Annotated in this window: 18 protein-coding genes and 1 pseudogene; 10 read left to right on the top strand and 9 right to left on the bottom strand. The window is 73.5% G+C overall.

Translation table 11 applies throughout. The features are described 5' to 3' along the window. The first annotated feature begins 22 nt into the window (after positions 1-22). The 8 genes from eccE to BJ961_RS08310 all read left to right on the top strand — a co-directional run bounded on the left by eccE (position 23) and on the right by BJ961_RS08310 (position 11,832). Complete coding sequence (eccE, locus tag BJ961_RS08345; RefSeq protein WP_271320663.1) at positions 23-1,351, top strand: type VII secretion protein EccE; 1,329 nt, start codon at positions 23-25, stop codon at positions 1,349-1,351. After that, complete coding sequence (locus tag BJ961_RS08340) at positions 1,351-2,127, top strand: hypothetical protein (protein WP_271320662.1); 777 nt, start codon at positions 1,351-1,353, stop codon at positions 2,125-2,127. Before eccE ends, BJ961_RS08340 begins: the two co-directional genes overlap by 1 nt. Before the next feature lie 300 nt (positions 2,128-2,427). Then, positions 2,428-5,508, top strand: coding sequence for an SCO5717 family growth-regulating ATPase (locus tag BJ961_RS08335; RefSeq protein WP_271320661.1), 3,081 nt, complete (start codon positions 2,428-2,430; stop codon positions 5,506-5,508). Between the two features lie 329 nt (positions 5,509-5,837). Continuing rightward, complete coding sequence (locus BJ961_RS08330) at positions 5,838-7,712, top strand: ABC transporter substrate-binding protein (RefSeq protein ID WP_271320660.1); 1,875 nt, start codon at positions 5,838-5,840, stop codon at positions 7,710-7,712. Then, complete coding sequence (locus tag BJ961_RS08325; protein WP_271320659.1) at positions 7,705-8,793, top strand: ABC transporter permease; 1,089 nt, start codon at positions 7,705-7,707, stop codon at positions 8,791-8,793. Before BJ961_RS08330 ends, BJ961_RS08325 begins: the two co-directional genes overlap by 8 nt. Then, positions 8,790-9,737: an ABC transporter permease gene (locus BJ961_RS08320; protein ID WP_271320658.1), complete on the top strand. Its 948-nt coding sequence runs from the start codon at positions 8,790-8,792 to the stop codon at positions 9,735-9,737. Before BJ961_RS08325 ends, BJ961_RS08320 begins: the two co-directional genes overlap by 4 nt. Next, positions 9,734-10,783 carry an ABC transporter ATP-binding protein gene (locus tag BJ961_RS08315; protein WP_271320657.1) on the top strand — a complete coding sequence of 350 codons (1,050 nt, stop codon included), beginning with the start codon at positions 9,734-9,736 and terminating at the stop codon, positions 10,781-10,783. Before BJ961_RS08320 ends, BJ961_RS08315 begins: the two co-directional genes overlap by 4 nt. Continuing rightward, positions 10,780-11,832, top strand: coding sequence for an ABC transporter ATP-binding protein (locus tag BJ961_RS08310; protein WP_271320656.1), 1,053 nt, complete (start codon positions 10,780-10,782; stop codon positions 11,830-11,832). Before BJ961_RS08315 ends, BJ961_RS08310 begins: the two co-directional genes overlap by 4 nt. Positions 11,833-11,868: 36 nt before the next feature. Here BJ961_RS08310 and BJ961_RS08305 read toward each other — a convergent pair whose 3' ends face one another. From BJ961_RS08305 to rimP, 9 genes and pseudogenes are all read right to left on the bottom strand, one after another. Then, positions 11,869-12,825 carry a bifunctional riboflavin kinase/FAD synthetase gene (locus BJ961_RS08305; RefSeq protein WP_271320655.1) on the bottom strand — a complete coding sequence of 319 codons (957 nt, stop codon included), beginning with the start codon at positions 12,823-12,825 and terminating at the stop codon, positions 11,869-11,871. A gap of 190 nt (positions 12,826-13,015) precedes the next feature. After that, positions 13,016-17,251, bottom strand: a complete 4,236-nt coding sequence (locus BJ961_RS08300; protein ID WP_271320654.1) for a trypsin-like peptidase domain-containing protein — start codon at positions 17,249-17,251, stop codon at positions 13,016-13,018. Between the two features lie 255 nt (positions 17,252-17,506). Continuing rightward, entirely contained in the window at positions 17,507-18,412 is a 906-nt protein-coding gene (truB, locus tag BJ961_RS08295; RefSeq protein WP_271320653.1) for a tRNA pseudouridine(55) synthase TruB, read from the bottom strand. Continuing rightward, positions 18,409-18,873: a 30S ribosome-binding factor RbfA gene (gene rbfA / locus BJ961_RS08290; RefSeq protein WP_271320652.1), complete on the bottom strand. Its 465-nt coding sequence runs from the start codon at positions 18,871-18,873 to the stop codon at positions 18,409-18,411. The genes truB and rbfA overlap by 4 nt, the downstream gene beginning before the upstream one ends. 81 nt (positions 18,874-18,954) lie before the next feature. Next, positions 18,955-19,248, bottom strand: a complete 294-nt coding sequence (locus tag BJ961_RS08285) for a DUF503 domain-containing protein (RefSeq protein WP_064730112.1) — start codon at positions 19,246-19,248, stop codon at positions 18,955-18,957. A gap of 152 nt (positions 19,249-19,400) precedes the next feature. After that, a pseudogene (gene infB, locus BJ961_RS35965) lies at positions 19,401-22,501 on the bottom strand (translation initiation factor IF-2). Positions 22,502-22,662: 161 nt separating this feature from the next. Beyond that, a complete protein-coding gene (locus BJ961_RS08265) occupies positions 22,663-22,968 on the bottom strand; it encodes a YlxR family protein (protein WP_271320649.1) in 306 nt (101 codons plus the stop codon). 102 nt (positions 22,969-23,070) lie between these two features. Further along, positions 23,071-24,123 (bottom strand): transcription termination factor NusA, encoded by a 1,053-nt coding sequence (gene nusA, locus BJ961_RS08260; RefSeq protein ID WP_271320648.1) that lies wholly within the window; start codon positions 24,121-24,123, stop codon positions 23,071-23,073. A 2-nt stretch (positions 24,124-24,125) separates the two neighbouring features. Continuing rightward, complete coding sequence (rimP, locus tag BJ961_RS08255) at positions 24,126-24,668, bottom strand: ribosome maturation factor RimP (RefSeq protein WP_271320647.1); 543 nt, start codon at positions 24,666-24,668, stop codon at positions 24,126-24,128. A gap of 240 nt (positions 24,669-24,908) precedes the next feature. Here rimP and BJ961_RS08250 point away from each other — a divergent pair, with 240 nt between their 5' ends. Further along, on the top strand, positions 24,909-25,478 hold the full coding sequence (locus BJ961_RS08250) for a hypothetical protein (protein WP_271320646.1): 570 nt from the start codon (positions 24,909-24,911) through the stop codon (positions 25,476-25,478). Then, positions 25,475-25,948 (top strand): ferritin-like domain-containing protein, encoded by a 474-nt coding sequence (locus tag BJ961_RS08245; RefSeq protein ID WP_271320645.1) that lies wholly within the window; start codon positions 25,475-25,477, stop codon positions 25,946-25,948. Before BJ961_RS08250 ends, BJ961_RS08245 begins: the two co-directional genes overlap by 4 nt. Positions 25,949-25,980: the final 32 nt, after the last annotated feature.

The raw sequence follows: 25,980 nt of genomic DNA, 5'->3' as shown, positions 1-25,980 counted from the left end.
AGAGTTCGGGGGATTTGGAGTGATGGCTTCCGCGTCGCGGACCCGGTCACGCACGCATTCGGCGCCCCGTCGTTCCGACGCGCCGCCGGACGCCGGAGGCATCGCGCCGACCGTCCGGGCCTCTGTCACACCGCATCTGCAGGCCCGTCCGGCACGTGGTGGTTCCTCCACCCTGCAGCGGCTGGTGCTGCTGGAGTTGGCCGCCGCGCTGGCGGTGAGCGGCTGGCTCGTCGGGCCGGTGGCGATGGTGCCCTCGGTCGCCGTCGCCGTGGTGCTGGTACTCCTCGCGGTGGTACGTCGACGTCGGCGCTCGCTGCCCGAGTGGCTGGCCAGCCACCTCGCGCTGCGTGCCCGCCGCCGCGGCGCATCGCAGGTCCCGGTGGCGCAGGGCATCGACGCAGGTCTGGTCCCGGCGGTGGAGTGCGAACCGAACCTGCGCACGTACAGCTTCGTCCACCGGGACGAGCGCGACCGCCGGCCGGTGGGCATGGTGGGTGACGGGGGCTTCCTCACCGCCGTGCTCCAGGTGGAGGCCGACGCCGGTGCGCTGCGGGCCGAGCGCGGCCGCAGACCGCTCCCGCTCGCCCTGGTCCGGGACGCGCTCGAGGTGGACGGCATCCGTCTGGAGTCCGCGCAGATCGTGCTGCACACGCAGACCGCGCCCGCACCCCACCTGCCCAGGCAGTCGGTCGTGGTGACCAACTACGCGCAGTTGCAGTCCGAGATCGCCTCTCCCGCCGTCCGCATCATGTGGATCGCGCTGAAACTCGATCCCGAACTGTGCCCCGACGCGGTCGCCGCGCGCGGTGGCGGGCTGCCGGGAGCGCAGAAGTGTCTGGTCCGGTCGGCCGAGCACCTCTCCAGTCGGCTGACGGGGGCCGGCTTCCGCGTGAACCTGCTGACCGAGGAGGAGGTGTCGTCCGCTCTCGCCACCTCGATGTGCGCCAACCCGATGGTGACCGTCCAGTCGGGGCAGGGCGACACCCCGCGGCGGCGGACCGAGGAGTCCAGCCGCAGTTGGCGGTGCGACAACCGGCGGCACACCACGTACTGGGTACGCCGTTGGCCGCAGTTGGGCGGTCAGGGAGTCGGATTGCCCCAGTTGGTGGCCCAGTTGACGGCGGTGCCCGCGCTGGCCACCACGTTCAGCCTCACCCTGGCGCCGAGCGGGCACCAGGACGTGACGATCTCAGGGCACGTACGGGTCACCGGTCGCAGCAGCACGGAGCTGGCCGACGCGCGGCGGGACCTGGAGAACGTCGCACGCCAGGCGCGGACCGGGCTCGTGCGTCTGGACCGTGAACAACTGCCCGGCGTACTCGCCACCCTGCCTCTCGGAGGTGCCCGCTGATGGCCTCTACGCAGCCCGCCGCTCCCACCCCTGCGGCCGCCGCTTCCGGGCAGTCGGCCAGGGGCCTCCGGGAGCGTCTACGCACCGGTTTCGGTCTCCTGGGCCCTCGTCATCCCCGGCACACGCTCTCCATGGCGCAGGTCGACACGCTCGGTCTGCCCGTCGGGGACGACGGTGTCGTGGTGGGCGTCAACAGCGAGGGGCAGCCAGCCGTGCTCGGGGTGAACCGCCCGACGCCCTTCGACATCCTGCTGATCGGCGGACTCTGGACCACGCAGGTCCTGGCGCTGCGCGTGGCTGCGACCGGAGCCCGGGTGGCCGTGGAGACCGGTCGCCCCGCTCACTGGGCACAGGTGGTGCAGGCGGTCGGTGGCGGTCAGTCCGGCATGACCGTGCACGAGGTGGGCCGGGTCCCGCCGCAGGGCGCCTCGGCGACGGCTCCGGTCCTGGTCATCCGGGACTGCGGCATGCGTCCGCCCCGTGGCCGGGTGGTTTCCGCCCCCTGGCAGTCCGTGTTGACGCTGCTGCCGTACCTGAGCCCTCTCGCACCGCGGTTGATGCGTCAGGCACGCCTGGTCGGCGTGCAGCGTGTGTCGCCGGACGAGTCCGTGGAGATCGGACGCGTGACCGGTCTGCCCCGCTCCGAGTACGAGGCACTGCCGACCCTCGCGGACGGGGTCACCCTGTGGTGTACGGAACGGGACCGGCAGTACGTGATGACGCAGCCGACCGATGTGGAGGCCGGGCTCCTGGGCACACCTCGGCGGATGGACTGACGGAACCACGTCGACCGGCCCACCCGATTGCGTCCGGTATGGCGTGAAAGGGCATGGCTTTTGTGTGAGTTGTGGCGTGGGGCACCCGAGTGCGCCGGGGCAAGGGGCCTGACGGGGGTGGGTCACTCGTGATTAGGCTGGTGTCGGGCGCGACGTCAGGACCCGTGGAACGGGCGTCGGCGTCCTCAGGGGGAAGAGCCGGTGCGTCGGACGACCTCGAACGGCCTCGGACAACTTCGAACGACAAGCAAGGGTCGCCCCAGTACGGCATGAGGGTGCTCGACCACACCAGGAGGAACTGTGAGCAGCGATCGGGACGGGATCCGCGGGGGCTGGGCCACACCCGGCGATGACCAGCCCGACGCGGAGTCCTCAGTCGAGGCGACCGGCGAATTCACCATCGATTACGCGCCGCCCGCCTGGTACACGCAGAACGCCTCCGGCGACAGCGGGCAGGGGGCGGCCCGGGGCGTTGGCCCGTCTTCCGGTCCGGGGGGTTCCTCGCCTTCCGCTCCGGCTGCGCCCTCTCCCCTCGGTCCGGTTCCGCCGGTGCCCGGGGCGACTCCTCCCCCGCCGTCGGCGCCGGCTCCGGGTTCCGCGTTCACGCCGCCTCCGCCGCCGGTCCCCGGGGCGCCGTTCGCCCCGCCGGTGCCGCCCGGCGGCGAGTCGGCCGGGGTGCCCAGGCTGCCGGTCGGGAGCGGGTTCGAGCCGCAGCAGCCGCAGTCGGCCTCTTCGGAGCCCGAGCAGGAGGCCGCGGCCGTTCCGCCGCCTGCTCCGGGCCCCCTGTTTCCCATGGCCCCGCCGACCTTCCCAGCCGGCGAGTTCCCTCTCCAGGCCCCGGCCCCGCCGCCCGGCGAGGAACCCGAGAGCGTCCCCGAGACCGAGATCGAGGACAGGGCCGACGCGGGCCACGACGGTCTCGACAACGGCGACCTCGAGAGCGGCGCGACCATGCGGTTCTCCGCGGTCGCCCTGAAGCGTGAGATCACCGAGCGGGCCGCCGCGGAGGCCGCCGACGAGGAGGGCCCGGCAGGCGGCTCCGACGAGGCCGGTACCGCGCCGGACGAGGCCTCGACGGTCGTGGACGACACCGCGGAGCCCGAGGACTCCGACGGAGCGGAACGGGACGCCGGTTCCGATTCCGGTTCCGGTTCCGGTTCCAGTTCCAGTACCGCGGATGCTGTCGGTGCCGGTTCCGAGGAGGGCACCTATGACGCCCCCGGAGCCCTCGACGCGGCCCGTGGTGCCGAGGACGACGGCTGGGACGACCCCCGCGTCGCCGGGCCGGACCAGGAGTCCGCGTCCGGCGCCGGGCCCGAGGACGGGCCTCCCGCGGACAGCGTCCCGCAGGATGCCGCCGCCCCGGACGCGTCCCCGGACGCCACCCCGGTGCAGAGCGCCCCGGTGCAAGACGCTCCCCCGCCCGTCCAGGACCCGCAGCCCGGGATGCCCCCGCTCCCCCCGTCGTACCCACCGGTCGCGCCCGCGTCGGCTCAGCAGTGGCCCGTGCAGGCGCAGGCCGCGCCCGCGCCTCCCGAGCAGCCCGGGGTGGCGGGCCCGCAGCCGCCGTTCCAGCCGCAGGCTCCGCAGCCCGCGCCCGCCGCGTGGAACCCGTCGGCCGCCGCGCCGACGCCGCCGGACCAGGTGCCCGCTCCGCCCGCTCCCCCGGTCGGTTACGGCTTCCCGCAGCCTCCGGCGCAACAGCCGGGCGGCGTTCCCGCGGCCGGGGCCGGGGGCGGGATCGGCGCCGGTTACGGGTTCCCCCAGCAGCCGTATCCCGGCGTGCCGCCCCAGGGACCGCCTCACGGTCAGCCGCAGGGGCAGTCGCAGGGATTTCCGCCGCAGGCGCCGTCGGCCCAGCCGATGCCCCAGCCCTCGCCCCAGCCGGGGCAGGGGCAGCCGAACTTCCAGGCGCAGCCGACTCCTCAGGCGCAGCCGACTCCCCCGGGACCGCCGGCCCCTCAGGGCCCGCCGAACGCGGCTGCCCCGCTGCCCGGGCAGCCGGGTCATCAGCCCCCGCACCAGCCCCACGCGCCGCAGGCACAGGCGCAGCCGATGCCGCCCCAGCAGGCCGCCGATCCCCGGCTCGGTGCGGCCTGGCCGCAGCCCATGCAGCACGACCAGCGGCAGGCCACCAACCCGGGGGCCGCGCCGCTCGGTTACACGGCGGCCGTGGAACTGTCCTCCGACCGGTTGGTGAACAACAAGCGGCAGAAGGCGAAGAGCAGCCGTCCGACGGCCGGTGGGTCGCGGTTCAAGCTGGGCGGGAAGAAGGAGGAGGCCGAGCGGCAGCGGAAGTTGGAGCTGATCCGCACTCCGGTGCTGTCCTGCTACCGCATCGCCGTCATCAGCCTCAAGGGCGGTGTCGGCAAGACGACCACGACCACCGCGCTGGGTTCCACGCTCGCCACCGAGCGGCAGGACAAGATCCTCGCGATCGACGCCAACCCGGACGCCGGTACGCTCGGCCGCCGGGTGCGCCGGGAGACCGGGGCGACCATCCGGGACCTCGTCCAGGCCATCCCGTACCTCAGCTCCTACATGGACATCCGGCGGTTCACCTCGCAGGCGTCGTCCGGTCTCGAGATCATCGCCAACGACGTCGACCCGGCCGTGTCCACGACGTTCAACGACGAGGACTACCGGCGGGCGATCGACGTGCTCGGCCGGCAGTACCCGGTCATCCTGACCGACTCGGGCACGGGTCTGCTGTACAGCGCCATGCGTGGCGTGCTCGACCTCGCCGACCAGCTCATCATCATCTCGACACCGTCCGTGGACGGGGCGAGCAGCGCCAGTACGACCCTGGACTGGCTGTCCGCGCACGGGTACGCCGACCTCGTGTCGCGGTCGATCACGGTCATCTCCGGGGTGCGCGAGACCGGCAAGATGATCAAGGTCGACGACATCGTCGGGCACTTCCAGACCCGGTGCCGCGGCGTGGTCGTGGTTCCGTTCGACGAGCATCTGGCGGCCGGCGCCGAGGTCGACCTGGACATGATGCGGCCGAAGGTGCGGGAGGCGTACTTCAACCTCGCGGCGATGGTCGCCGAGGACTTCGTCCGCCACCAGCAGTCGCACGGTCTGTGGACGTCCGACGGCAACCCGCCGCCGGTCGCCGCACCGCCGATGCCGGGGCAGCAGGCCGGCCCGGGGCAGCAGCCGGTGCCGGGGCAGCAGCACGTACCGGGGCAGCAGTCCGCCCCGGGGCAGCAGTATCCGCCCCAGCAGCCTCCGCCGGGGCAGCCCGCACCGGGGCAGCCGTTCCCGCAGCAGCCCGGGCAGCCGCAGCCGTATCCCCAGGCCGGGCAGCAGCCCTACCCGCAGCCCGGTTACGGGTATCCGCAGCCGGGACAGGCGCCGCCGCCCCCGCAGCAGTAGGTCCCGCGCACGCGCGAAGGCCCGCACCGTCGGCTGACGGTGCGGGCCTTCGCGCGTGCGCGGACAGAACCGGTGGGGCTCGGGCGCCAGGCTCTCACCAGCGAGGCGCCAGTGGTCTGTGCCAATGAGGGTGACGCTGTGGTCAACTCGTTGTTTCCGCAGGCCACATGGGGTTTGACAGACCGTTGACGCGCGCAGACTGCCGCTGGTAGACACACACTTCGTTCCGCCCTGCGCCACCCGGTCACGTCCGTTCGCCACTGTTCAAGCCCGCCTCACGCGGGGGCGCTCCGCGTTCCTCGCGTGCGATGACGCGAGGTCAGGTAGTCATGAGCACACACGATCAGCACGGCAGAGCACGTACCGCGTCCCGCCCGAGGAGATTCCGGTTCCTCGCCGCGGCGGGCGCCGCCGCACTCCTCCTCGCGTCGGGGGTGGCGGCCCCCTCGGCCACGGCCGAGGAGAGCGGCGGAGGGGACGGGGGCGGCGGGGGCGACAAGGTGCTCACCGTCGCCGTGGCGCAGAGCGTCGACTCGCTCAGCCCGTTCCTGGCGGTCCGGCTGCTCAGTACGAGCATCCACCGGCTGACGTACGAGTACCTGACCAACTACGACGCCAAGGACAACCACGTCATACCGGGGCTGGCCACCGAGTGGAAGTCGTCGCCGGACAAGCTGACCTGGACGTACACGATCCGTTCCGACTCCAAGTGGTCGGACGGCGAGCAGGCCACCGCCGAGGACGCGGCGTGGACGTTCAACACGATGATGACCGACTCGGGCGCCGCCACCGCCAACGGCAGCTTCGTCGGCAACTTCGCGAAGGTCACCGCGCCCAGCCCGACCGAGCTGGTGATCCGGCTGAAGAAGCCGCAGGCCACGATGACCGCGCTGGACGTGCCGATCGTGCCCAAGCACGTCTGGGAGAAGGTCGACGACTTCTCGAAGTTCAACAACGACAAGGACTTCCCCGTGGTCGGCAACGGGCCGTTCGTGCTCACCGACTACAAGCCGGACAGCTATGTGCGGCTGAAGGCCAACAAGGACTTCTGGCGCGGCGCACCAAAGTTCGACGAGCTGGTCTTCCGCTACTACAAGGACCAGGACGCCGCCGTCGCCGCCCTGCGCAAGGGCGAGGTGTCGTTCGTCGCCGGGTCGCCGTCGCTGACGCCGGCCCAGGCCGCCTCGCTCAAGGGCCAGGAGAACATCCGCGTCAACGACGCCCCCGGCCGCCGCTTCTACGCCCTCGCCACCAACCCGGGGGCGCGGGCCAAGGACGGCACGAAGTTCGGTGACGGCGACCCGTCCCTGCTGGACCAGCGGGTGCGCAACGCGCTGTTCATGGCGGTGGACCGCAAGGCGATCGTCGACAAGGTGTTCCAGGGCCACGCGGTCGAGGGGGCGGGCTACATCCCGCCGCGCTTCTCCTCGTACTTCTTCGAGCCGTCGGCCGACCAGAAGCTGGCGTACGACCCGGAGGGGGCCGGAAAGCTCCTCGACGAGGCGGGGTACCGGAAGAACGCCGACGGCAAGCGTGTCGGCAAGGACGGCAAGCCGCTGAACTACCGCGTCCTGTGCCACGCCACCGACCCGAACGACAAGGCGGTCGGCAAGTACCTCCAGGAGTGGTGGGGCGATCTCGGTATCTCGATCACCCTCGACTGCCTGGACAACGTGTCCGATCCCTGGCTCGCCGGCGAGTACGACCTCGCCTTCGACGGCTGGTCCGTCAACCCCGACCCGGACTTCGTGCTCTCCATCCACACCTGCGACGCGCTCCCGGCGACGCCCAAGGAGACCGGGGCCACGGACAACTTCATCTGCGACCAGCAGTACGACGAGCTGTACGCCCGGCAGTTGGGCGAGTACGACGCCGGGAAGCGGGCGGAGATCGTCAAGCGGATGGAGTCCCGGCTGTACGACACCGGGTACATGAACGTCATGGCGTATCCGAACGCCGTCGAGGCCTATCGCACGGACCAGATCGAGTCGATCACCACGATGCCGTCGGCCGCGGGCAACATCTACGGGCAGGACGGCTACTGGAGCTGGTGGTCGGCGGTTCCCGCCGACTCCGGTGACTCCTCGGGCGGTTCGTCGTCGACCGGCACCGTGATCGGGATCGTCGCGGGCGTCGTCGTCCTCGTCGGCCTCGGGGTGCTCTTCGCCGTCCGCCGCCGGGCGTCGGCCGACGAGCGTGAGTAGCGCCACCGGCGCCGAGACCGGCCCTGCGGGCGCTTCGGCGAACGGTGCGGCGGCTGCCTCCGCGACCGGGAAGCCCGCGTCCACGGCACCGCGGAGGCGCTCCGGCGGCACGTATCCGCGGTACGTGGCGGGGAAGCTGGCCGGGGCGGCCGTCTCCCTCTTCGCCGTCCTCGTCACCAGCTTCTTCCTGTTCCGGCTGATCCCGGGCGACCCGGTGAAGTTCATGACCGGCGGCCGCCCGGTCTCCGCCGAGCAACTCGCCGCGTACCGCAGTGACTTCGGTCTCGATCTGCCGATGTGGCAGCAGTTCACGGACTACTGCCTCAAGGCGCTGACCGGGGACCTGGGCACGTCGTACCAGTTCCACGCGCCCGTGATCGACAAGATCAGCGAGGCGCTGCCGAACACGCTGCTGCTGACCGGCACGGCCTTCGTGCTGTACACGGCGCTGGGTGCCTTCCTCGGCACCCGGTCGGCGTGGCGGCACGGCGGGCCCGGTGACCGGTTCCACACCGGTCTGGCGCTGACGCTCTACTCCATTCCGTCCTTCTGGCTGGGGCTGCTGCTGATCATCGTCCTGTCGGTGGGCGTGGACCCGATCCCGGGTCTGTTCCCGACCGGGGGCATGGAGTCGGGCCGCGAGGAGGGCTTCGCGCACGTGCTGGACGTGGCGCACCATCTCGTCCTGCCGGTGGTGACGCTGGTCGCCGTGGAGTACGGGCAGACGCTGCTGGTCACCCGGTCGGCGCTGCTGGACGAGATGGGCAGCGACTACCTGACGACGGCGCGGGCCAAGGGGCTCAGGGACGACCTCGTGCGGCGCCGTCACGCCGTGCCGAACGCGCTGCTGCCGACCGTGACGCTGGTCTTCGTCAACCTGGGGCGGACCGTGGCGGGGGTCATCCTCGTCGAGACGGTGTTCTCCTGGCCGGGGCTCGGCGGGCTGTTCTACCAGGCGCTGAGCGTGCCCGATCTGCCGCTGGTGCAGGGGTTGTTCTTCGTCTTCGCCGCGGCGGTGATCCTGATGAACACCCTCGCCGACCTGCTGTATCCGATGCTCGATCCGAGGGTGGGCCGATGAGCGACGAGACCACCGAGCCCGCGTCCGACGCCGCCCCGGCCAAGGCTCCGGCGGTCAGTCCTCGCGCTCTCGCCCGGCGGCGGCGCCGGGCCTCCGTCGCCCGCTTCTGGAGGGAGTACCGCAGGCACCGCGCGGGGGTGCTCGGGCTGGCCGCGCTGGGGCTGTTCGCGCTCGTGGCGCTGACCGCGCCGCTGACCGTCGGCTCCGACGTGGACAACGTGACCGACGCGCCCGGACAGCCGCTGGAGAGCCCGAGCGGCCGGTTCCCGCTGGGCACCGACCAGTTCGGGCGGAACCTGCTGGGGCTGCTGATCTGGGGCTCGCGCGTCTCGCTGCTCGTCGGGCTGCTCGCGGCGGCGCTGTCGGTGACGATCGGGGCGCTCATCGGGATCACGGCCGGGCACTTCCGCGGCTGGTACGCCACGGTGATGATGCGGATCACGGACTGGTTCCTGGTGATGCCGACGCTGGTGCTGGCGATCGTGCTGGCGACGGTGCTGTCCCGGTCGCTCGGCACGATCGTGCTGGCGATCGGTGTGACCACCTGGCCCACCACGGCCCGGCTGGTGCGGGCGCAGACGCTGGCGGTGGAGTCGCGGCCGTACATCGAACGCGCGAAGGCGCTCGGGGGCGGGCACTGGCACATCATGTCCCGGCACGTGCTGCCGAACGTCATGCCGCTGATCCTGGCGCAGACGACGCTGATCATCTCCTCCGCGATCCTGGCCGAGGCGACGCTGGCCTTCCTCGGGCTCGGTGACCCGGGGGTCGTGTCCTGGGGCGGGCTGCTGCAGGACGCGCGGGAGGCGGGCTCGGTGAGTTCCGGTGACTGGTGGTACCTGGTGCCGCCGGGCATCGGGATCGCGGTGGTGGCGCTGGCGTTCACGCTGTGCGGGCGTGCGGTGGAGGCCGTTCTCAATCCGAGGCTGGGGGTGTCCCGTTGAGTCTGCTCGAGGTCCGGGACCTGAAGGTGACGTATCCGGGCGGCGCGGCCGCCGTGCGCGGGGTCGACCTCACCGTGGAGGCGGGCGGGAAGCTCGGCATCGCGGGCGAGTCCGGCTGCGGCAAGTCCACCCTGGCGCTGGCGCTGCTGCGGCTGCTGCCGCCGGGTGCGCGGGTCGGCGGGGAGATCCTGCTGGACGGCGAGGACGTGCTGACGATGAGGTGGGGCCGGGTGCGGGCGGTGCGCTGGGCCGGGGCGTCGATCGTCTTCCAGGGCGCGATGCACTCGCTGAACGCCGTCCACCGCATCGGCGACCAGATCGCCGAGCCGATCCTGCTGCACCGCGGGGCCACACCGGCCGGTGCGCGCGCGAGGACCGGTGAGCTGCTGGAGCAGGTCGGTCTGCCGGCCGCGCGGGCGAGCGCCTACCCGCACGAGCTGTCCGGCGGCCAGCGGCAGCGGGTGATGATCGCGATGGCGCTGGCCTGCGACCCGCGGCTGATCGTCGCAGACGAGCCGACCACGGCGCTCGACGTGATGATCCAGGCGCAGATCCTCCGGCTGATCGAGGGGTTGGTGTGCGAGCAGGACGTCGGCCTGATCATGATCAGCCACGACCTGGCCGTGCTGGCCGGCACCTGCGACCGGCTCGCGGTGATGTACGCGGGCCGGGTGGTCGAGGAGGGCCCGGCCCGGCAGGTCTACGACGACGCCCGGCACCCGTACGGCCGGGCGCTGTCGGGGGCGTTCCCGAGGATCGGGGACCCGGCCTCGCGGTTCGCACCGCGCGGGCTGCCCGGCGATCCGCCCGACCCGGCGGCGGTGCCGTCCGGGTGCGCGTTCCATCCGCGCTGCCCGGTCGCCCTGGACGTCTGCGCCACCGAGGACCAGGCGCTGCGGGACGCGGGCACGCGGCGACGGGCGGCGTGCGTGCGCGTGGGGCCGGACGGCGGTGTCCGGGCGGTGGGCGGCGAAACGCCGGCCGAGGGCACGTCCGGCGGTACCGCGTCGGCGCAGGACGACGGAGTGAGGAGCAGGACCCCATGACCGGCAGCACGCCCCGCAGCACCCACGGCGCCATTCCCGATCCCACGCCCGACGTCACGTCGCCGCTGCTGAGCGTCCAGGGGTTGCGCGTCACCTTCCCCGGCAGGCGCGGGGCGTCCGCGGCACGGGCGGTGGACGGGGTCGATCTCGACATCCGACGCGGCGAGATCGTCGCCCTGGTCGGCGAGTCGGGCTGCGGGAAGACGACTCTCGCCCGTTCGCTGCTGGGCCTGGTCGAGCCGTCCGGGGGACGCGTCACCTTCGACGGTGCCCCGCTCGCCTACTCCTCCCGCGCCCTGAAGGCGTACCGCAGGCGGGCCCAGTTGGTCCTCCAGGACCCGAGCGGCTCGCTGAACCCGCGGCACACGGTGTACGACATCGTCGCCGAGGGCCTGCGTATCCACGGTCGGGCGGGGAACGAGCGGACGGCGGTCGCCGAGGCTCTGTCGCGGGCCGGGCTGCGGCCTCCGGAGCGCTTCTTCCTGCGCTACCCGCACGAGCTGTCCGGCGGCCAGCGCCAGCGGGTCGTCATCGCGGGCGCGCTGGTGCTGAGTCCGGAACTCCTCGTCGCCGACGAACCGGTGGCGTCCCTCGACGCGTCGGTGCGCGGCGAGATCCTCGCGCTGCTGCTGCGGCTGCGCGCCGAGCTGGGCCTGTCGGCGCTGGTGGTGACCCACGACCTCGGTCTGGCCTGGAACATCGCCGACCGGGTCGCGGTGATGTACCTCGGCCGGATCGTCGAGACGGGCGCCGTGGAGCAGGTGCTGACGGCGCCCCGGCACCCCTACACCCAGGCCCTGCTGTCCGTGCTGCCGGAGGCGCCCGGTATCCCGGTCGTGCTCAGCGGCGAGCCTCCCGACCCCTCCGACATCCCCGGCGGCTGCCGCTTCCATGTGCGGTGCCAGGTCCTGGGCGGTGGCAAGGCCGAGCGGGCGGGCGTCGCGGACGCCTGCCGGGGCCGCGATCCCGGGATCCTCGACGGGAGCGGCGAGTCCCAGGTCGCCTGCCACTGGGCCCGGTCGGCGCCGCGGGCGGTCAGTCCCGGCTGAGGTCCGCCGGGTCAGTCCCGGCCGAGGTCCGCCGGGTCAGTCCCGGCCGAGGTCCGCCGCGACGATCTCGCGGCACTTGTCGACGTCCTGGGCCATCTGCGCGAGCAGCGCGTCCAGCGTCTCGAACTTCGCCTGTCCGCGGACGAAGGCGACGAAGTCCACGGCGACGTGCAGGCCGTACAGGTCGAGGCCGACGCGGTCGATGGCGTACGCCTCGACCGTGCGCTCGGTGCCCTCGAACTGCGGGTTGGTGCCGACGGAGATCGCGGCCGGCATCGCCTCGCCCTGGGCGTGCAGCCGGCCGGCGTAGACGCCGTCGGCCGGAATCGCGGTGTGCGGCAGCGTCTCGACGTTGGCCGTGGGGAAGCCCATCTCCCGGCCGCGCTGGGCGCCGCGCACGACGACGCCCTCCACACGGTGCGGGCGGCCCAGGATCTCGGCGGCGCCGGACACGTCGCCCTCGGCGACCAGGCGGCGGGTCAGGGTGGAGGAGAACGGCTCGCCGCCGCCCGCCTCTCCGGTGACGTACAGGTCGACGACCTCGACCTCGAAGTCGTAGACCTTGCCCTGCTCGACGAGGAAGTCGACGTTCCCGGCGGCCTTGTGGCCGAAGCGGAAGTTGGGGCCCTCGACGACGGCCTTGGCGCGCAGCCGGTCGACGAGGACCTTGACCACGAAGTCGGCCGCGGAGAGCTTGGAGAACTCCTTGGTGAACGGGAGGATCAGCACCGCGTCCACGCCGAGGTCCGCCATCAGTTCGGCCCGGCGGTGGTGCGGGGCGAGCAGCGGCGGGTGGCTGCCGGGGCGGACGACCTCGCTGGGGTGCGGGTCGAAGGTGACGACGACGGCGGGGACGCCCAGCTCGCGGGCGCGGTCCACGGCGTGCTTGATGATCAGCTGGTGTCCGCGGTGGACACCGTCGTAGGAGCCGATGGTGACGACGCTGCGTCCCCAGTCCTCGGGGATGTCCTCCAAGCCACGCCAGCGCTGCACTGTGTCCGCTCCTCGGTGCTTCCGTGGTTTCCATGGTTTCCGTGGTGACCCTTACGCAGGTCTAAGGGTGCCATGCCGTCCGGCTCCCGCCCGCATCGGTATCGGTGCTGTGACCGGGTGCACGCGGGCCGGGGCGGGCCGGGGTCGTGGCGGGGTCGGGTTCCGGGTCGGAGTCGGGGCCGGGGCCGGTTCACGCGGGGACGCGGACGCCCGCCAGGTGCTCGATCGTACGGCGTGCGCTGGGGCCCACCAGTACGTCCCAGTCCTGGGGCGCGTCGGTGAGCCAGCCGGTCAGGCGGGTGGCGAAGCCCGGAACATGGCGGGCCAGGTCGACCAGAGCACGGTCGAGACGGGTGGCGCCGTCCGGGGTGCGGGCGAGGAGCAGGCCGGTGCGGTGGACGAGGGCGCGCTGTTCCTCGCCGTCGCAGGCCGCTGCCGCGTGCAGCAGCGCGTCCAGGACGGCGGGTTCGTGCTCGTGGGCGAGGAGGTGTTCGCGCAGTTCACGGCGGAGCGGGGCGCTTCCCGTGGGCCCGTCGGCGGCGAGGACCCCGGCGAGCGCGGCCCGTACCGGTTCGGGGCCGTCGTCCAGCAGGGCGGTGATCAGGGGGAGGAGTACGGCGCGGGGTGCGGGGTCGCGGTCGAGGCGCCGGTCGGCGTAGGCGGCCAGGTGCCCGGCGGTCTCGGGGCGCTCCGCCGCGGTCCGCCCGACGAGGGCGGCCACCGGCCGGGCCAGCGCGGGTGTGGTGGCGTCGGCGAGGCTGCGCAGCGCCTCCCCGGCGTCCGGGCCGAGCAGCCGGGCCCGGAATGCCTCGAGGACGGGCTCGGGGTGTGTCGGCAGGGCGGCGGCCACGGCACCCGGTGGAAGGTGCGGGTCACCGGCGGCGAAGTGGTCGAGCGCCCTGGGGAGGTGACGGTCGCGGCTGCCCGGGTCCTGGATCAGCACGGCCAGCGCGCCGCCGCGCAGGGTGCTGTCCGAGGGGCCCGCCAGCAGCACCAGGGCGGCATGGCGCAGGAGGGTGCGGTCGGCGGCGGTACGCGCGTGCGGGGCGGTGCGCAGGCCGTGGGCGACCGCCGCCGCCTGCCGCGCCGGGTGCTCTTCGCGGGCCCACCGCTCCACCGCCCGGCAGAGCGCCGACGGCTCCTCCTCGGCCAGGACGGCGAGCAGTTCGTCGGCCCGCCGGTGCGTGCTGTCGACGAGTACTTCGGTGAGGCCGTCCAGGCCGCGGTGGCGGTGGGTGTGCAGCAGCGCCTGGGCTGCCGTGGCCACGGTGGCGTGCGGGGTGGCGGGCAGGGGCCGCTCGTCGTCGAACCAGCGCACGAGGAGCGGCTGTACGGCCGCGGGGTCGGCGGTGAGCAGTGCGGCGACGGTGTCGAGGTGGCGGGGGCCGGGCTCGTGCGGCGGGCCGTCGGCGAGGACGAGGCGGCGCAGCAGGTCCAGGCGGATGGGCCGGGGCAGCCGCAGCGCCGTCCAGAAGCCGGGCCCGAAGTCGGGCCCGAACGACCGCGCCGCGGGCTGCCCCTCGCCCCGCCGTTCCGCGATGCCGTCGGCGAGCAGCCGCAGCACCTCCGTGTAGGGCGTCGCGTCGGGCACCCGGGTCAGTACCCCGGTGAGCAGCCGGGCGGCCCACCAGGAGTGCGGGTCGGTGTCGAGGGCTCCCACCAGCTCTTCCAGCGTCAGCGCCAGTTGGGGGGTGCCGCGTTGCCGTGCCAGGAGCAGCAGGGCCTCGACGACGGGGCCGATGCGGTGGTGGGGCACGGGGAGGGTGTGCGTGTCGTGCGGGGTGTCACGGCGGTGGACCAGGGCGCGCAGCGCCTCGTCCAGGTCGAGGTGGGTGCCCTGGATCCAGTCGGCGAGTTCCTCGTGCGCGAAGCGGTACCCGTCGCCCGCGGGTACGAGGAGGCCCTCGGTGAGTACGGCGGGCGCCCAGCCGCTGCCGCCGCCGAGCCGGGCCGGGGCCGGGCCCCACGGGAACAGCGCCTCGAAGGACTCCCGGTCCAGGCCGCCCTGCCCGGGGCCGAGACTGCGCCGGGCCGCCTCGTGGACCTGCCCGGAGACCTTCGCCGCGAGGCGCCTCACGCCGCTGCCGTGCACGCCGTTCTCCCGGGCCAGCCGGGTGGCGACGCGCAGGCACATCAGGTCCAGGTAGGCCGTGAAGACCGCGTCACGGTCGACGGGCACGGGGGGCGGGGCGCCGGGGAGGGCGGCGTACACCTCCGAGAGCAGGCGGAGGGTGAGGGGGTGGCGAGCGTCCCGGTCCGCCAGGGCACCGTCGGGTACGCGGTACCGCGCACGCGCCTGACGGGCCTCGGCGTCGGCCAGGTCACCGAGCCGGACACAGGGCGGGGGGCCGGGGGCGGTGCCCTGGGGGGCGGGGGCGCCGTACGGCCCCCACAAGGTGATCGTCGTCCGTGACCACGGTCCGGCGGGCGCGTCGACCGACGCCCCGGCCGGTACGGGCACCAGCCCGTCGGCGTCCGACCCTGAGGGGGCCGCCGGTCCGTGAGCGGTCCCGGCGCGAACCGACCACCACGCCCCTTCTCCCCCGGGCATCGCGTACTCCGCGCCACCCGCGCCACCCGCTCCGGATCCCGGGCCCGCGACCTCCGGCCCGGGGGCCGGCGCCCCCACCCCGTACACGGGCCCCACCCAACCCGCTGACCACGGCCCCTCTCCCCCGGGCCGCACGCGCTCCGCGCCACCCGCTCCCGGCACCGGGTCCGCAGATCCCGGGTGACGGGCGGGCGCTCCCGCGCCGTGCCGGAAGTCCGCCGCCGGCCGGCGTGGTGCCGCGGGTGTCTGTCCCGGTGGCCGCGCTTGGGTGCCGGGGTCGTCGGTCGGCGGTGCGGTGTCGGCCCGGGGCGGCCTCGTCCGCCCCGTGTCGACGGTTCGCCGACGGGACGCGTCCGGGGCCTTCGGGGGCGTCGCCTTCCCGGGCCCGGGCGGTGCCCACGCGGCGGCCGGCAAGGAGGGGCGTTCCTCGGGTGCCGTGCCGTACAGCAGCTCACGCGGGAACTCCGCTCCCGCGTGCTCCCAGTACTCGGCACGGCAGGCCACCACCAGCCGGGCGCCCGTCTCCCGGAGCCAGGCCGCGGTGCCCTCGGTCCACTCGGGCAGGCGGTGGGCCAGGAGGGGCGGCATCTCTTCGGGACTGTCGAGGAGGAGCAGGAGGGGACGTCCTGCGCTGCGGGCGAGGCGGGCCAGCCGCTCGGGGGTGATGTCGCCGAGTCCGGCGGGGCGGGAGCGGTCCGAGGCGGCCACGATGCGCGCGGCCCGGGCCAGGGTCCGCCGTGCCGCGTCGGCCAGCGACCTGTCGTCGTCGTGGAGGTCGGCGCCGCGCAGCCACAGCGTGGGCGCCGGCCGGGTGCCCCGGGAGCGGCGGGCGGTGAGCGCCGTCAGCTCGGTCGTACGGCCGGTGCCCGGCGCTCCGACGAGGCCCAGCACACTGGCGCGGCTCGCGGTGAAGGCGGCGAACCGGCGGGTCACCTCGACCCGTTCGACCGGCTCGGCACGGTCGGGGCAGCCGTCCCGCCCGCCGCCGAGGCCGTGCTCCGCACCCCCGTACCGCCCGGCGGCGAGTCCCGTGACCGGGCTCCGGTCCCCGCCCGCGCCGCCACTCCCGCCGCCCGCCGACGCTCCCGGCGGTCCGTCCTGCGCCACCGAGGTCGCCGTGAGGGCGAGCACACCGGCCGGGTTGAGGTCGGCGCCGTACGCCGGGACGGTCGCCGCGTTCTCGGCGAGGAGGTCGGCGAGCGGGCCCACGGCCGCGCGGCGCAGCGGTACGGCGAAGCCGACGTCGCTGTGTCCGGAGCTGAGGGCGGTGCCGAGGACGCCGAGGACGGCGCCGGTCGCGACGTCGAGCACGGGCCCGCCGGCCGCACCGCCGCCGAGCCGCAACGCGTCCCGCCCGGACGTGCCGACGGCCAGCTCCAGGGCGCCGCCGAGGAGATGGAAGCGGTCGGTCGCGGTGTAGGTGACGTCCGTGCTGCCCAGGACCCTGGCCTCGCGCCAGCCGCCGGCGGCGATGCGGACGTAGGTGCCGGCCTCGACGCGGTCCCGGGTGGTGAGGGGCAGCGGCTCGACGCCGAGGCCCTCGGTGCGTACGAGGGCCAGACCGAGGTCCGGCAGGGGGGTCACGTCGGCGGCGGCCACGACGCGACGGCGGTCCCCGGCGGTGCGCAGGACCAGCCGGGACAGGCCGTCGACCGCTTCGTGGCTGGTGAGCACCGTGCCGTGGTGGTCGGCGACGAACCCGGTGCCGCGGGGGCGACCGGCGAGGTCGTGGAAGCCGATCAGGGCGTCGTCGGGCGCATACTCCTGCGGACCGGTGTCCCGCTCTCCCGGTCCACCGCGCGCTTCCCGGGAGTCGTCCCCGGGTCGCTGCCCCGCCCTGCCGCCCGCCTCCCCGGACCGGTTCCGCGACGCCATCGTCGAACCTCCCCGCCCTGCACCCGTGCCGTGTCTCCGACGGTAGGCGGGTGATGATCAGCAGGACAGAGTCCCTGGCGAACGCGCCCCCTTCCACTCCCCCGGTTCACTCCGAGCGCCTGCCCGGACGGGTGAACAGAAGGGGTGGGTTGGATACACCCTAGGTGGTGGGGGAACCGAGGGGGGACCGTGGAGCGGCGACAGTGGTAGTCCCCGTGATCGCCGCTCCACGGGCGGACGTGACGGCGCGTCGGCTCAGCCGAAGACGGCCAGGCTCTTCGCCTTGCCCCTGTGCTCCTCCACGAGCGCGAGGAGGCGTCCCTCGGGGTCGAAGACGGCCACGGCACCGGCGCCCGCGTACTGCTCGGGCATCTCCAGCCGCACGCCGTTGGTGAGCAGCCGGGCCCGCTTGGTGTCCACGTCCCAGCGCGGGAAGGCCGCGCCGGCCGCGTCCGCGACGGGCATGACGGTGAGGTCCCCCTGGAGTTGGTCCAGCGTCCGGGCGCCGTCCAGCTTGTACGGGCCGACGCGGGTGCGGCGCAGCGCCGTGAGGTGCCCGCCGACGCCGAGGTCGGCGCCCAGGTCGCGGGCCAGGGCCCGGATGTAGGTGCCGGAGGAGCAGGTCACCGAGACCACCAGGTCGAGCACCGGGGTGCCGTCGTCGGCGACGGCGTCCCGGACGTCGTACACCGCGAAGGAGGAGACGGTGACGGGGCGGGCGGGGATCTCGAACTCCTCGCCCTCGCGTGCCCGCTTGTAGGAGCGCACGCCCTTGATCTTGATGGCGCTGACCTTGGACGGCACCTGCATGATGGCGCCGCTGAGCTTGGCGACGCCGGCGTCGATCGCTTCCCGGGTGACCTTCGAGGCGTCCCGCGACCCCGTGATCTCGCCCTCGGCGTCGTCGGTCAGCGTCGTCTGCCCGAGCCTGATGGTGCCCAGGTACTCCTTCTCGGTGAGGGCGAGGTGCCCGAGGAGCTTGGTCGCCCTCTCCACACCGAGGACCAGGACGCCCGTCGCCATCGGGTCGAGCGTGCCGGCGTGCCCGACGCGCCGGGTGCGGGCGATGCCCCGCATCTTGGCGACGACGTCGTGCGAGGTGAAGCCCGACGGCTTGTCGACGATGACAAGGCCGTCGGGCGTGGTGTGCTTCTCGCTCATTTAGCGGTGTCGTCCGTCTCGTCGGCCTCGGTGTCGTCCTCGTCCGGCTTGCGGTACGGGTCCGCCTCGCCCGCGTACGCGGCGCCCGCGGACGCCTCGCGCACCTTCTCGTCGGACTGCCGCGCCTTGTCGAGGAGGTCCTCGATGTTGCGGGCGGTGTCCGGCAGGGCGTCCATGACGAAGGTCAGGGTCGGCGTGAACTTCACGCCCGCCGCCTTGCCGACCTCGGAGCGCAGGATGCCCTTGGCGCTCTCCAGGCCCGCGGAGGCGGCCTTGCGCTCCTCGTCGTCCCCGTAGACCGTGTAGAAGACGGTCGCCTCCCGCAGGTCGCCCGTGACCCGGGTGTCCGTGATGGTGACGTGCGAGCCGAGCCGCGGGTCCTTGATCCCGCGCTGCAGCTTCTGGGCCACCACCTCTCGGATGAGGTCCGCCAGCCTTTTCGCCCGCGCGTTGTCGGCCACTGGTCCGTCTCCCGTTCCTTGTTCTCTATGCCTGATCCGGTCTCTTGCCCGATCTGGTCAGTCGTCGTCTCAGTCGTCGTGTCAGTCGTCGTCGCCGTGGAGGCGCCGTCTGACGGACAGCAGCTCCACCTCGGGGCGGCCGGCCACCAGCCGTTCGCACCGGTCGAGCACGTCGCTGAGGTGGCCCGCGTCGCCGGACACCACGGCCAGGCCGACGACCGCCCGGCGGTGGAGGTTCATGTGCTCCACCTCCGCCGCGCTCACCGCGTATTTCCGCTGGAGTTCGGCGACGATCGGGCGGACGACGGAGCGCTTCTCCTTCAGCGAATGTACGTCGCCGAGGAGGAGGTCGAAGGACAGCGTCCCCACATACATGTGCAACCGGTTCACCCGCCGGTCCGGGATCGATGGCCCCGCCGTTCACGGGCGGGGACATCTGAACCGTACAACGAACGGCCGGGGCCGATCGACGGATATTGTGCTCCGCCGACCGGCCCCGGACCGGTCACTCCCGGAAGTCGCGGTACTTACACCCGCGGCTTCTCGCGCATCTCGTACGTCGCGATGACGTCGTCGACCTTGATGTCGTTGAAGTTTCCGAGGTTGATACCGCCCTCGAAGCCTTCGCGGATCTCGGTGACGTCGTCCTTGAAGCGACGCAGACCCTCGATGTTGAGGTTCTCCGCGATGACCTTGCCATCGCGCAGCAGACGCGCCTTGGTGTTGCGCTTGACCTCGCCGGAGCGGATGAGAACACCCGCGATGTTGCCCAGCTTGGAGGAGCGGAAGACCTCGCGGATCTCCGCCGTGCCCAGCTCGACCTCTTCGTACTCCGGCTTGAGCATGCCCTTGAGGGCCGCCTCGATCTCCTCGATCGCCTGGTAGATGACCGAGTAGTACCGGACGTCCACACCCTCGCGCTCGGCCATCTGCGCGGCACGCCCGGCGGCGCGCACGTTGAAGCCGATCACGATGGCGTCGGAGCCCATCGCCAGGTCGATGTCGGACTCCGTGACCGCACCGACGCCGCGGTGCAGGACGCGGATGTCGACCTCTTCGCCGACGTCCAGCTGGAGCAGGGAGGATTCCAGCGCCTCGACCGATCCGGACGCGTCGCCCTTGATGATCAGGTTGAGCTGCTGGACCTCGCCGGCCTTCAGCACCTTGTCCAGGTCCTCCAGCGACACGCGGCGCGTGCGCTTGGCGAACGCGGCGTTGCGCTCGCGGGCGGCGCGCTTCTCCGCGATCTGGCGGGCCGTACGGTCCTCCTCGACCACGATGAAGTTGTCACCGGCGCCCGGGACGTTGGTCAGGCCCAGGACCTGGACCGGCGTCGACGGACCGGCCTCGGCGACGTTGTTGCCGTTGTCGTCGAGCATGGCGCGGACGCGGCCGTAGGCGTCGCCCACCACCATCGTGTCGCCGACCCGCAGGGTGCCTCGCTGCACGAGGACCGTCGCCACGGCACCGCGGCCGCGGTCGAGACGGGACTCGATCGAGATGCCCTGCGCGTCCTGGTTCGGGTTGGCCCGCAGGTCGAGCGAGGCGTCCGCGGTGAGGACCACGGCCTCCAGCAGGGAGTCGATGTTGAGACCCTGCTTGGCGGAGATGTCGACGAACATGGTGTCGCCGCCGTACTCCTCGGCCACCAGGCCGTACTCGGTCAGCTGACCGCGCACCTTGGTCGGGTCGGCGCCCTCGACGTCGATCTTGTTGACCGCGACGACGATCGGGACCTCGGCGGCCTTGGCGTGGTTGAGCGCCTCGACCGTCTGCGGCATGACGCCGTCGTTGGCCGCGACGACCAGGATCGCGATGTCGGTCGACCGCGCACCGCGGGCACGCATGGCGGTGAACGCCTCGTGACCCGGGGTGTCGATGAAGGTGATCTTGCGATCCTCTTCGTTGACCTCGGTCGCGACCTGGTAGGCACCGATGTGCTGGGTGATGCCGCCGGCCTCGCCCGCGATGACGTTCGTCTTGCGGATGGCGTCGAGCAGTCGGGTCTTTCCGTGGTCGACGTGACCCATGACGGTCACGACCGGCGGACGGACGACCAGGTCCTCCTCGGAGCCCTCGTCCTCGCCGAACTCCAGGTCGAAGGACTCGAGCAGCTCGCGGTCCTCCTCCTCCGGGCTGACGATCTGAACCGTGTAGTTCATCTCGCCGGCGAGGAGGTGGAGCGTCTCGTCGGAGACGGACTGGGTCGCGGTGACCATCTCGCCGAGGTTCATCATGACCGCGACGAGCGACGCCGGGTTGGCGTTGATCTTCTCGGCGAAGTCGGTGAGCGACGCACCGCGCGACAGGCGAATGGTCTCGCCGCTGCCGCGGGGCAGCATCACGCCGCCGACCGACGGGGCCTGCATGGCCTCGTACTCCTGGCGCCTCTGCCGCTTCGACTTGCGACCGCGACGCGCGGGACCGCCGGGACGACCGAAGGCGCCCTGCGTGCCACCGCGGCCACCCGGACCACCGGGACGACCGCCGAAGCCGGGACGGCCACCGCCGCCACCGAAGCCACCGCCACCGGGACGACCGGCGAAACCGCCGCCGCCACCGGGACGACCGCCGCCGCCACCGCCGCCGGGACGACCGGCGAAGCCGCCGCCGCCGGGACGACCGCCGCCGCCGGGACGACCGGCACCGCCGGGACCGCGACCGCCGCCACCGGGGCCGGGACGCGGGCCGGCAGCGGGACGCTGCGGCATCATGCCGGGGTTCGGACGCGGACCGCCGCCGGGGCGGGGGCCTGCGCCGCCGCCCTGCGGACGCGGCATCGCGCCCGGGGTCGGGCGGTTGCCGCCCGGAGCCTGGGGACGGGGACCGCCGCCCTGGCCGCCGGGACCCTGCGGACGGGGACCGCCGCCGGGAGCACCGGGACCGCCGGGACGGGGACCGCCCTGCGGACGGGGCGCCTGCGGACGTGCCATGCCGGCGTTGCCGCCGGAGGTGAAGGGGTTGTTGCCCGGACGCGGACCGCCGGGACGACCGCCGGGACGCTGGCCCGGGGCGCCGGGGCGCTGGCCGCCCGGACGGCCCTGGCCACCCTGGCCCTGGCCGCCCTGCTGGCCGCGGTCCTGACCCGGACCGGACGGACGGGCACCACCGGGCTTGGGGGCACCGGGACGCGCGCCGCCGGGCTTCGGGCCGGACTGAGCCGGGGCCGGAGTGGACGGAGCGGCCGGAGCCGCGGGAGCCGCCGGCGGAGCGGTGAACTCCGGTGCGGCCGGGGCCGGACGCGGCGCGGGCTTGGGGCCCGGCGTCGGACGCGAGCCCTGGGAGGGGGCGGCGCGGGGGCCGACGGGGCCGCGGGCTCCTGGGCGGCCGGAGGCTTGGGAGCCGCCGGAGCCGCGGGACCCGGACGGGGCGCAGCCGGGCGGGCCGCCTGCGCCGGGGACGGCGCCGACGGCCTGGGGGCAGCCTTCTTCGGGGCCGCGGGGCGGCCGGCGGACCGGCCGTTGCCGCCGCCCTGCTGGAAGGCGTCTGTCAGCTTGCGTACTACGGGCGCTTCGATGGTCGAAGACGCCGAACGGACGAATTCACCGAGTTCCTGGAGCTTGGCCATGACGACCTTGCTCTCGACGCCGAACTCCTTGGCGAGTTCGTAGACCCGGACCTTAGCCACTTCGCTCCTCTGAGGTCCGGGTTGCGTCCGGACCGTCGCTAGTTCATGGGCGTACTCATCGCGTACTCATCGAGTGCTCATCGCAATCTCGACCTGCTTTCGACTCGCGAGGTACCAGGCCGTGCGGGGTTCCGCGCGGCATGTCTTCCTTACCACGTTGCTCACATGCTGCTTTCAGCAGCCTTGTCGCAACCTTGTGCCTGCTCGACGTAGTGGCGCAACGCCTTTACGTCGAGCGGACCCGGGACGCGGAGCGCCCGGGGGAACGCCTTGCGGCGCACCGCCTGGTCGACACAGACCGGTGCGGGGTGTACGTACGCACCCCGGCCGGGCAGCGTACCGCGTGGATCAGGGGTGCAATGACCCTCGACCGCCACGGTGCGCAGCAGCTCGCTCTTGACCGCTCGCTCCCGGCACCCCACGCAGGTGCGCTCGGGGCATGCTCGGGTACGTGTCCGGCCAGACACTTCTAAGTCTACCTCCCCGGACCGACCTCACCCCTTCGGGGTAAGAATCGAACACGTGCCGCACACAAAGCTGTCGTGATCTCAGCGGCGTGCGGCTTGGATCTATTCCCCGCGGCCGCCGGACGGACGCTCCGACGGCTGGTTCGACGGCCGGTTCGCCGGCCGGTCGTCCGACTCCGGCTGCTCGGTGTCCGGGCGGATGTCGATCCGCCAGCCGGTCAGCCGGGCCGCGAGCCGGGCGTTCTGCCCCTCCTTGCCGATGGCCAGCGACAGCTGGTAGTCGGGCACGATCACGCGCGCGGAGCGGGCCGCCAGGTCCACGACCTCCACCTTGGAGACGCGGGCCGGGGAGAGCGCGTTCGCCACCATCTCGGCCGGGTCGTCCGACCAGTCGACGATGTCGATCTTCTCGCCGTTCAGCTCGCCCATCACGTTGCGCACCCGGCCGCCCATGGGGCCGATGCAGGCACCCTTGGCGTTCAGGCCCGAGCGGGTGGAGCGCACCGCGATCTTGGTGCGGTGGCCGGCCTCGCGGGCGATCGCGGAGATCTCCACGGACCCGTCGGCGATCTCCGGCACCTCGAGGGCGAACAGCTTCTTCACCAGGTTCGGGTGGGTGCGGGAGAGCGTCACGGAGGGGCCGCGTACGCCCTTGGCCACCCGGACGACGTACGAGCGCAGGCGCGTGCCGTGCGGGTAGGTCTCCCCGGGGACCTGCTCCTGCACCGGCAGGATGGCCTCCAGCTTGCCGATGTCGACCAGCACGTTCTTCGGGTCGCGGCCCTGCTGCACCACGCCGGTGACGATGTCGCCCTCACGGCCGGCGTACTCGCCGAGCGTGGCGTCGTCCTCGGCGTCGCGCAGCCGCTGCAGGATGACCTGCTTGGCGGTGGTGGCGGCGATGCGGCCGAAGTCGGACGGGGTGTCGTCGAACTCGCGGGCCGCCTGGCCCTCCTCGAGGTCGTCGGGGTCCTCCTTCGCCCACACGGTCACATGCCCGGTGTTCCGGTCGAGCTCCACGCGCGCGTGCCGGCGGCTTCCCTCGGTGCGGTGGTAGGCGATGAGGAGGGCCGACTCGATCGCCCCGACCAGCAGGTCGAAGGAGATCTCCTTCTCCCGGACCAAGCCCCGCAGGGCGCTCATGTCGATGTCCACGGCTACGCCTCCTCCTCTTCCGTCTTGTTGTCGCTCTTGGTGTCGCTCTTGGTGTCGCTGTCCTTGGGGTCCTTGCGGTTGAACTCGACCTGGACGCGTGCCTTGTCGATGTCGCCGAAGGAGACTCTGCGCGTGGTGGCCTTGCGGCCCTTGACCCCCGGTACCTCGAGGTCGAGTCCGTCCTCGTCCACGCCGAGGATGCGGGCGACGAGTTCGCCGCCCTCGTGCAGCTGGAACCGCACCAGGCGGTCCGTCGCGCGCACGTAGTGACGGTGTTCGCTGAGGGAGCGCTCCGCGCCCGGGGTGCCGACCTCGAGGGTGTACTCGGCCTCGCCCATCGCGTCGCTCTCGTCGAGCTTCGCCGAGAGCGCGCGGCTCACATCGGCGATCCGGTCCAGGTCCGCGCCGGTGTCGGAGTCGACGACCACGCGCAGCACGCGCCTGCGGCCGACCGAGTCCACCGCGAGCTCTTCGAGGTCCAGTCCCTGGGAGGCGACGAGCGGCTCCAGCAGCTCTCGCAGCCTCTCGCTCTGGGTGGTGCTCATCCGGGTGACTCCTCGGCCGCGTGTGCTGTTGTGGGACGGTGCGCGTGTCTGGTCAAAGGGTATCCGGTCGCGGGGGGTGTTGCGGTCCACCCCGGTCCGGCGGTGCCGATGAGTGGTGCCCGGGCCGGGCACGGGTACCGTGATCACGGGCAGGCCGCACCGCGGGTTCCCGCCGCGTCGCCCGTCGCTCCGCCGTCGCTTTGCCGTCGCTTCCGTACGAGCCTGTCGAGGACGTCTGCCGTGTCGCTTTCCCCCTTGCCGCGCCCGCCCCGAGGGCCGCGCAGAAGGAGCCTGCTCGCGTCGGCGGCCGGGGCCGCCCTGCTCGTGGGCTGCACCGGCGGTTCGGGCTCCGGTGACTCCGGGGCCGATCCGTCGGCCGACGACCGGGCACGCGCGCGTGCGGCCCGGGACAGCGAGCAACTGGCCGAGCGGTACGCGGCGGTGATGGCCGCGCATCCCGGACTGGCCGAGCGGCTGCGGCCGCTGCGGGAGGAGGTCGTACGGCACGCGGACGCGTTCGGCGCCGCGCGGGCCGCCTCGCCCTCGGTGTCGGCCTCTGTCTCCGCGCGGGCCGCCGGGCCGGGGAACGGGACCGGGGAATCCGGTGACTCCGGTGACTCCGGTGACTCCGGTGCCGTGCCTGGGGATCGGAAGGGTGCCCTCGCCCTGCTCGCCGGTGCCGAGCGGGACGTGGCCGACCGGCGGGCCAAGGAGCTGCTCGGTGTGTCGGGCGAGTCGGCGCGGTTGCTGGCCTCGGTGGCGGCGGCCGGGGCGGCCCACGTGTTTCTGCTGACGGAGGATGACGGGTGAGCAAGGCGGAGGACGGGCGGCTGGACGCCCTCCAGGCGGCGTTGGCGGCGGAGCACGCGGCCGTGTACGGCTACGGGGTCGTCGGCGGGCGCGTCGACGAGGAACGGCGCACCGAGGCACGGACGGCGTACGACGCGCACCGGGCGCGGCGGGACGCGCTGGCGCGCGAGGTGCGCGACCTGGGCGGCGAGCCGGTCGCTGCGGCGGCGGGGTACGCGCTGCCCTTCTCCGTCCCGGACTCGGCGGCCGCGGTGCGGTTGGCGGCCGAACTGGAGGACCGGGTGGCCGGGGTCTGCTCCGACCTGGTGCGGGCCGCCGAGGGCGCCGCGCGGGCCGACGCGGCGGGGGCGCTCCGTGAGGCCGCGGTCCGTGCGGTGCGCTGGCGGGGCGGGAGCGTAGCCTTCCCGGGGCTCGCGGAGCGTGCCGGCGCCTCGCCCTCGCGGGGTTCGGGCCCGACTCCGACTGCGTAACACGTACGGCTGTCCGTACGGGAAGGGAACGG

The sequence above is a fragment of the Streptomyces lienomycini genome (assembly GCF_027947595.1).
In the GTDB taxonomy this organism is placed as follows: domain Bacteria; phylum Actinomycetota; class Actinomycetes; order Streptomycetales; family Streptomycetaceae; genus Streptomyces; species Streptomyces lienomycini.
This window is presented reverse-complemented; position numbering and strand designations above follow the sequence as displayed.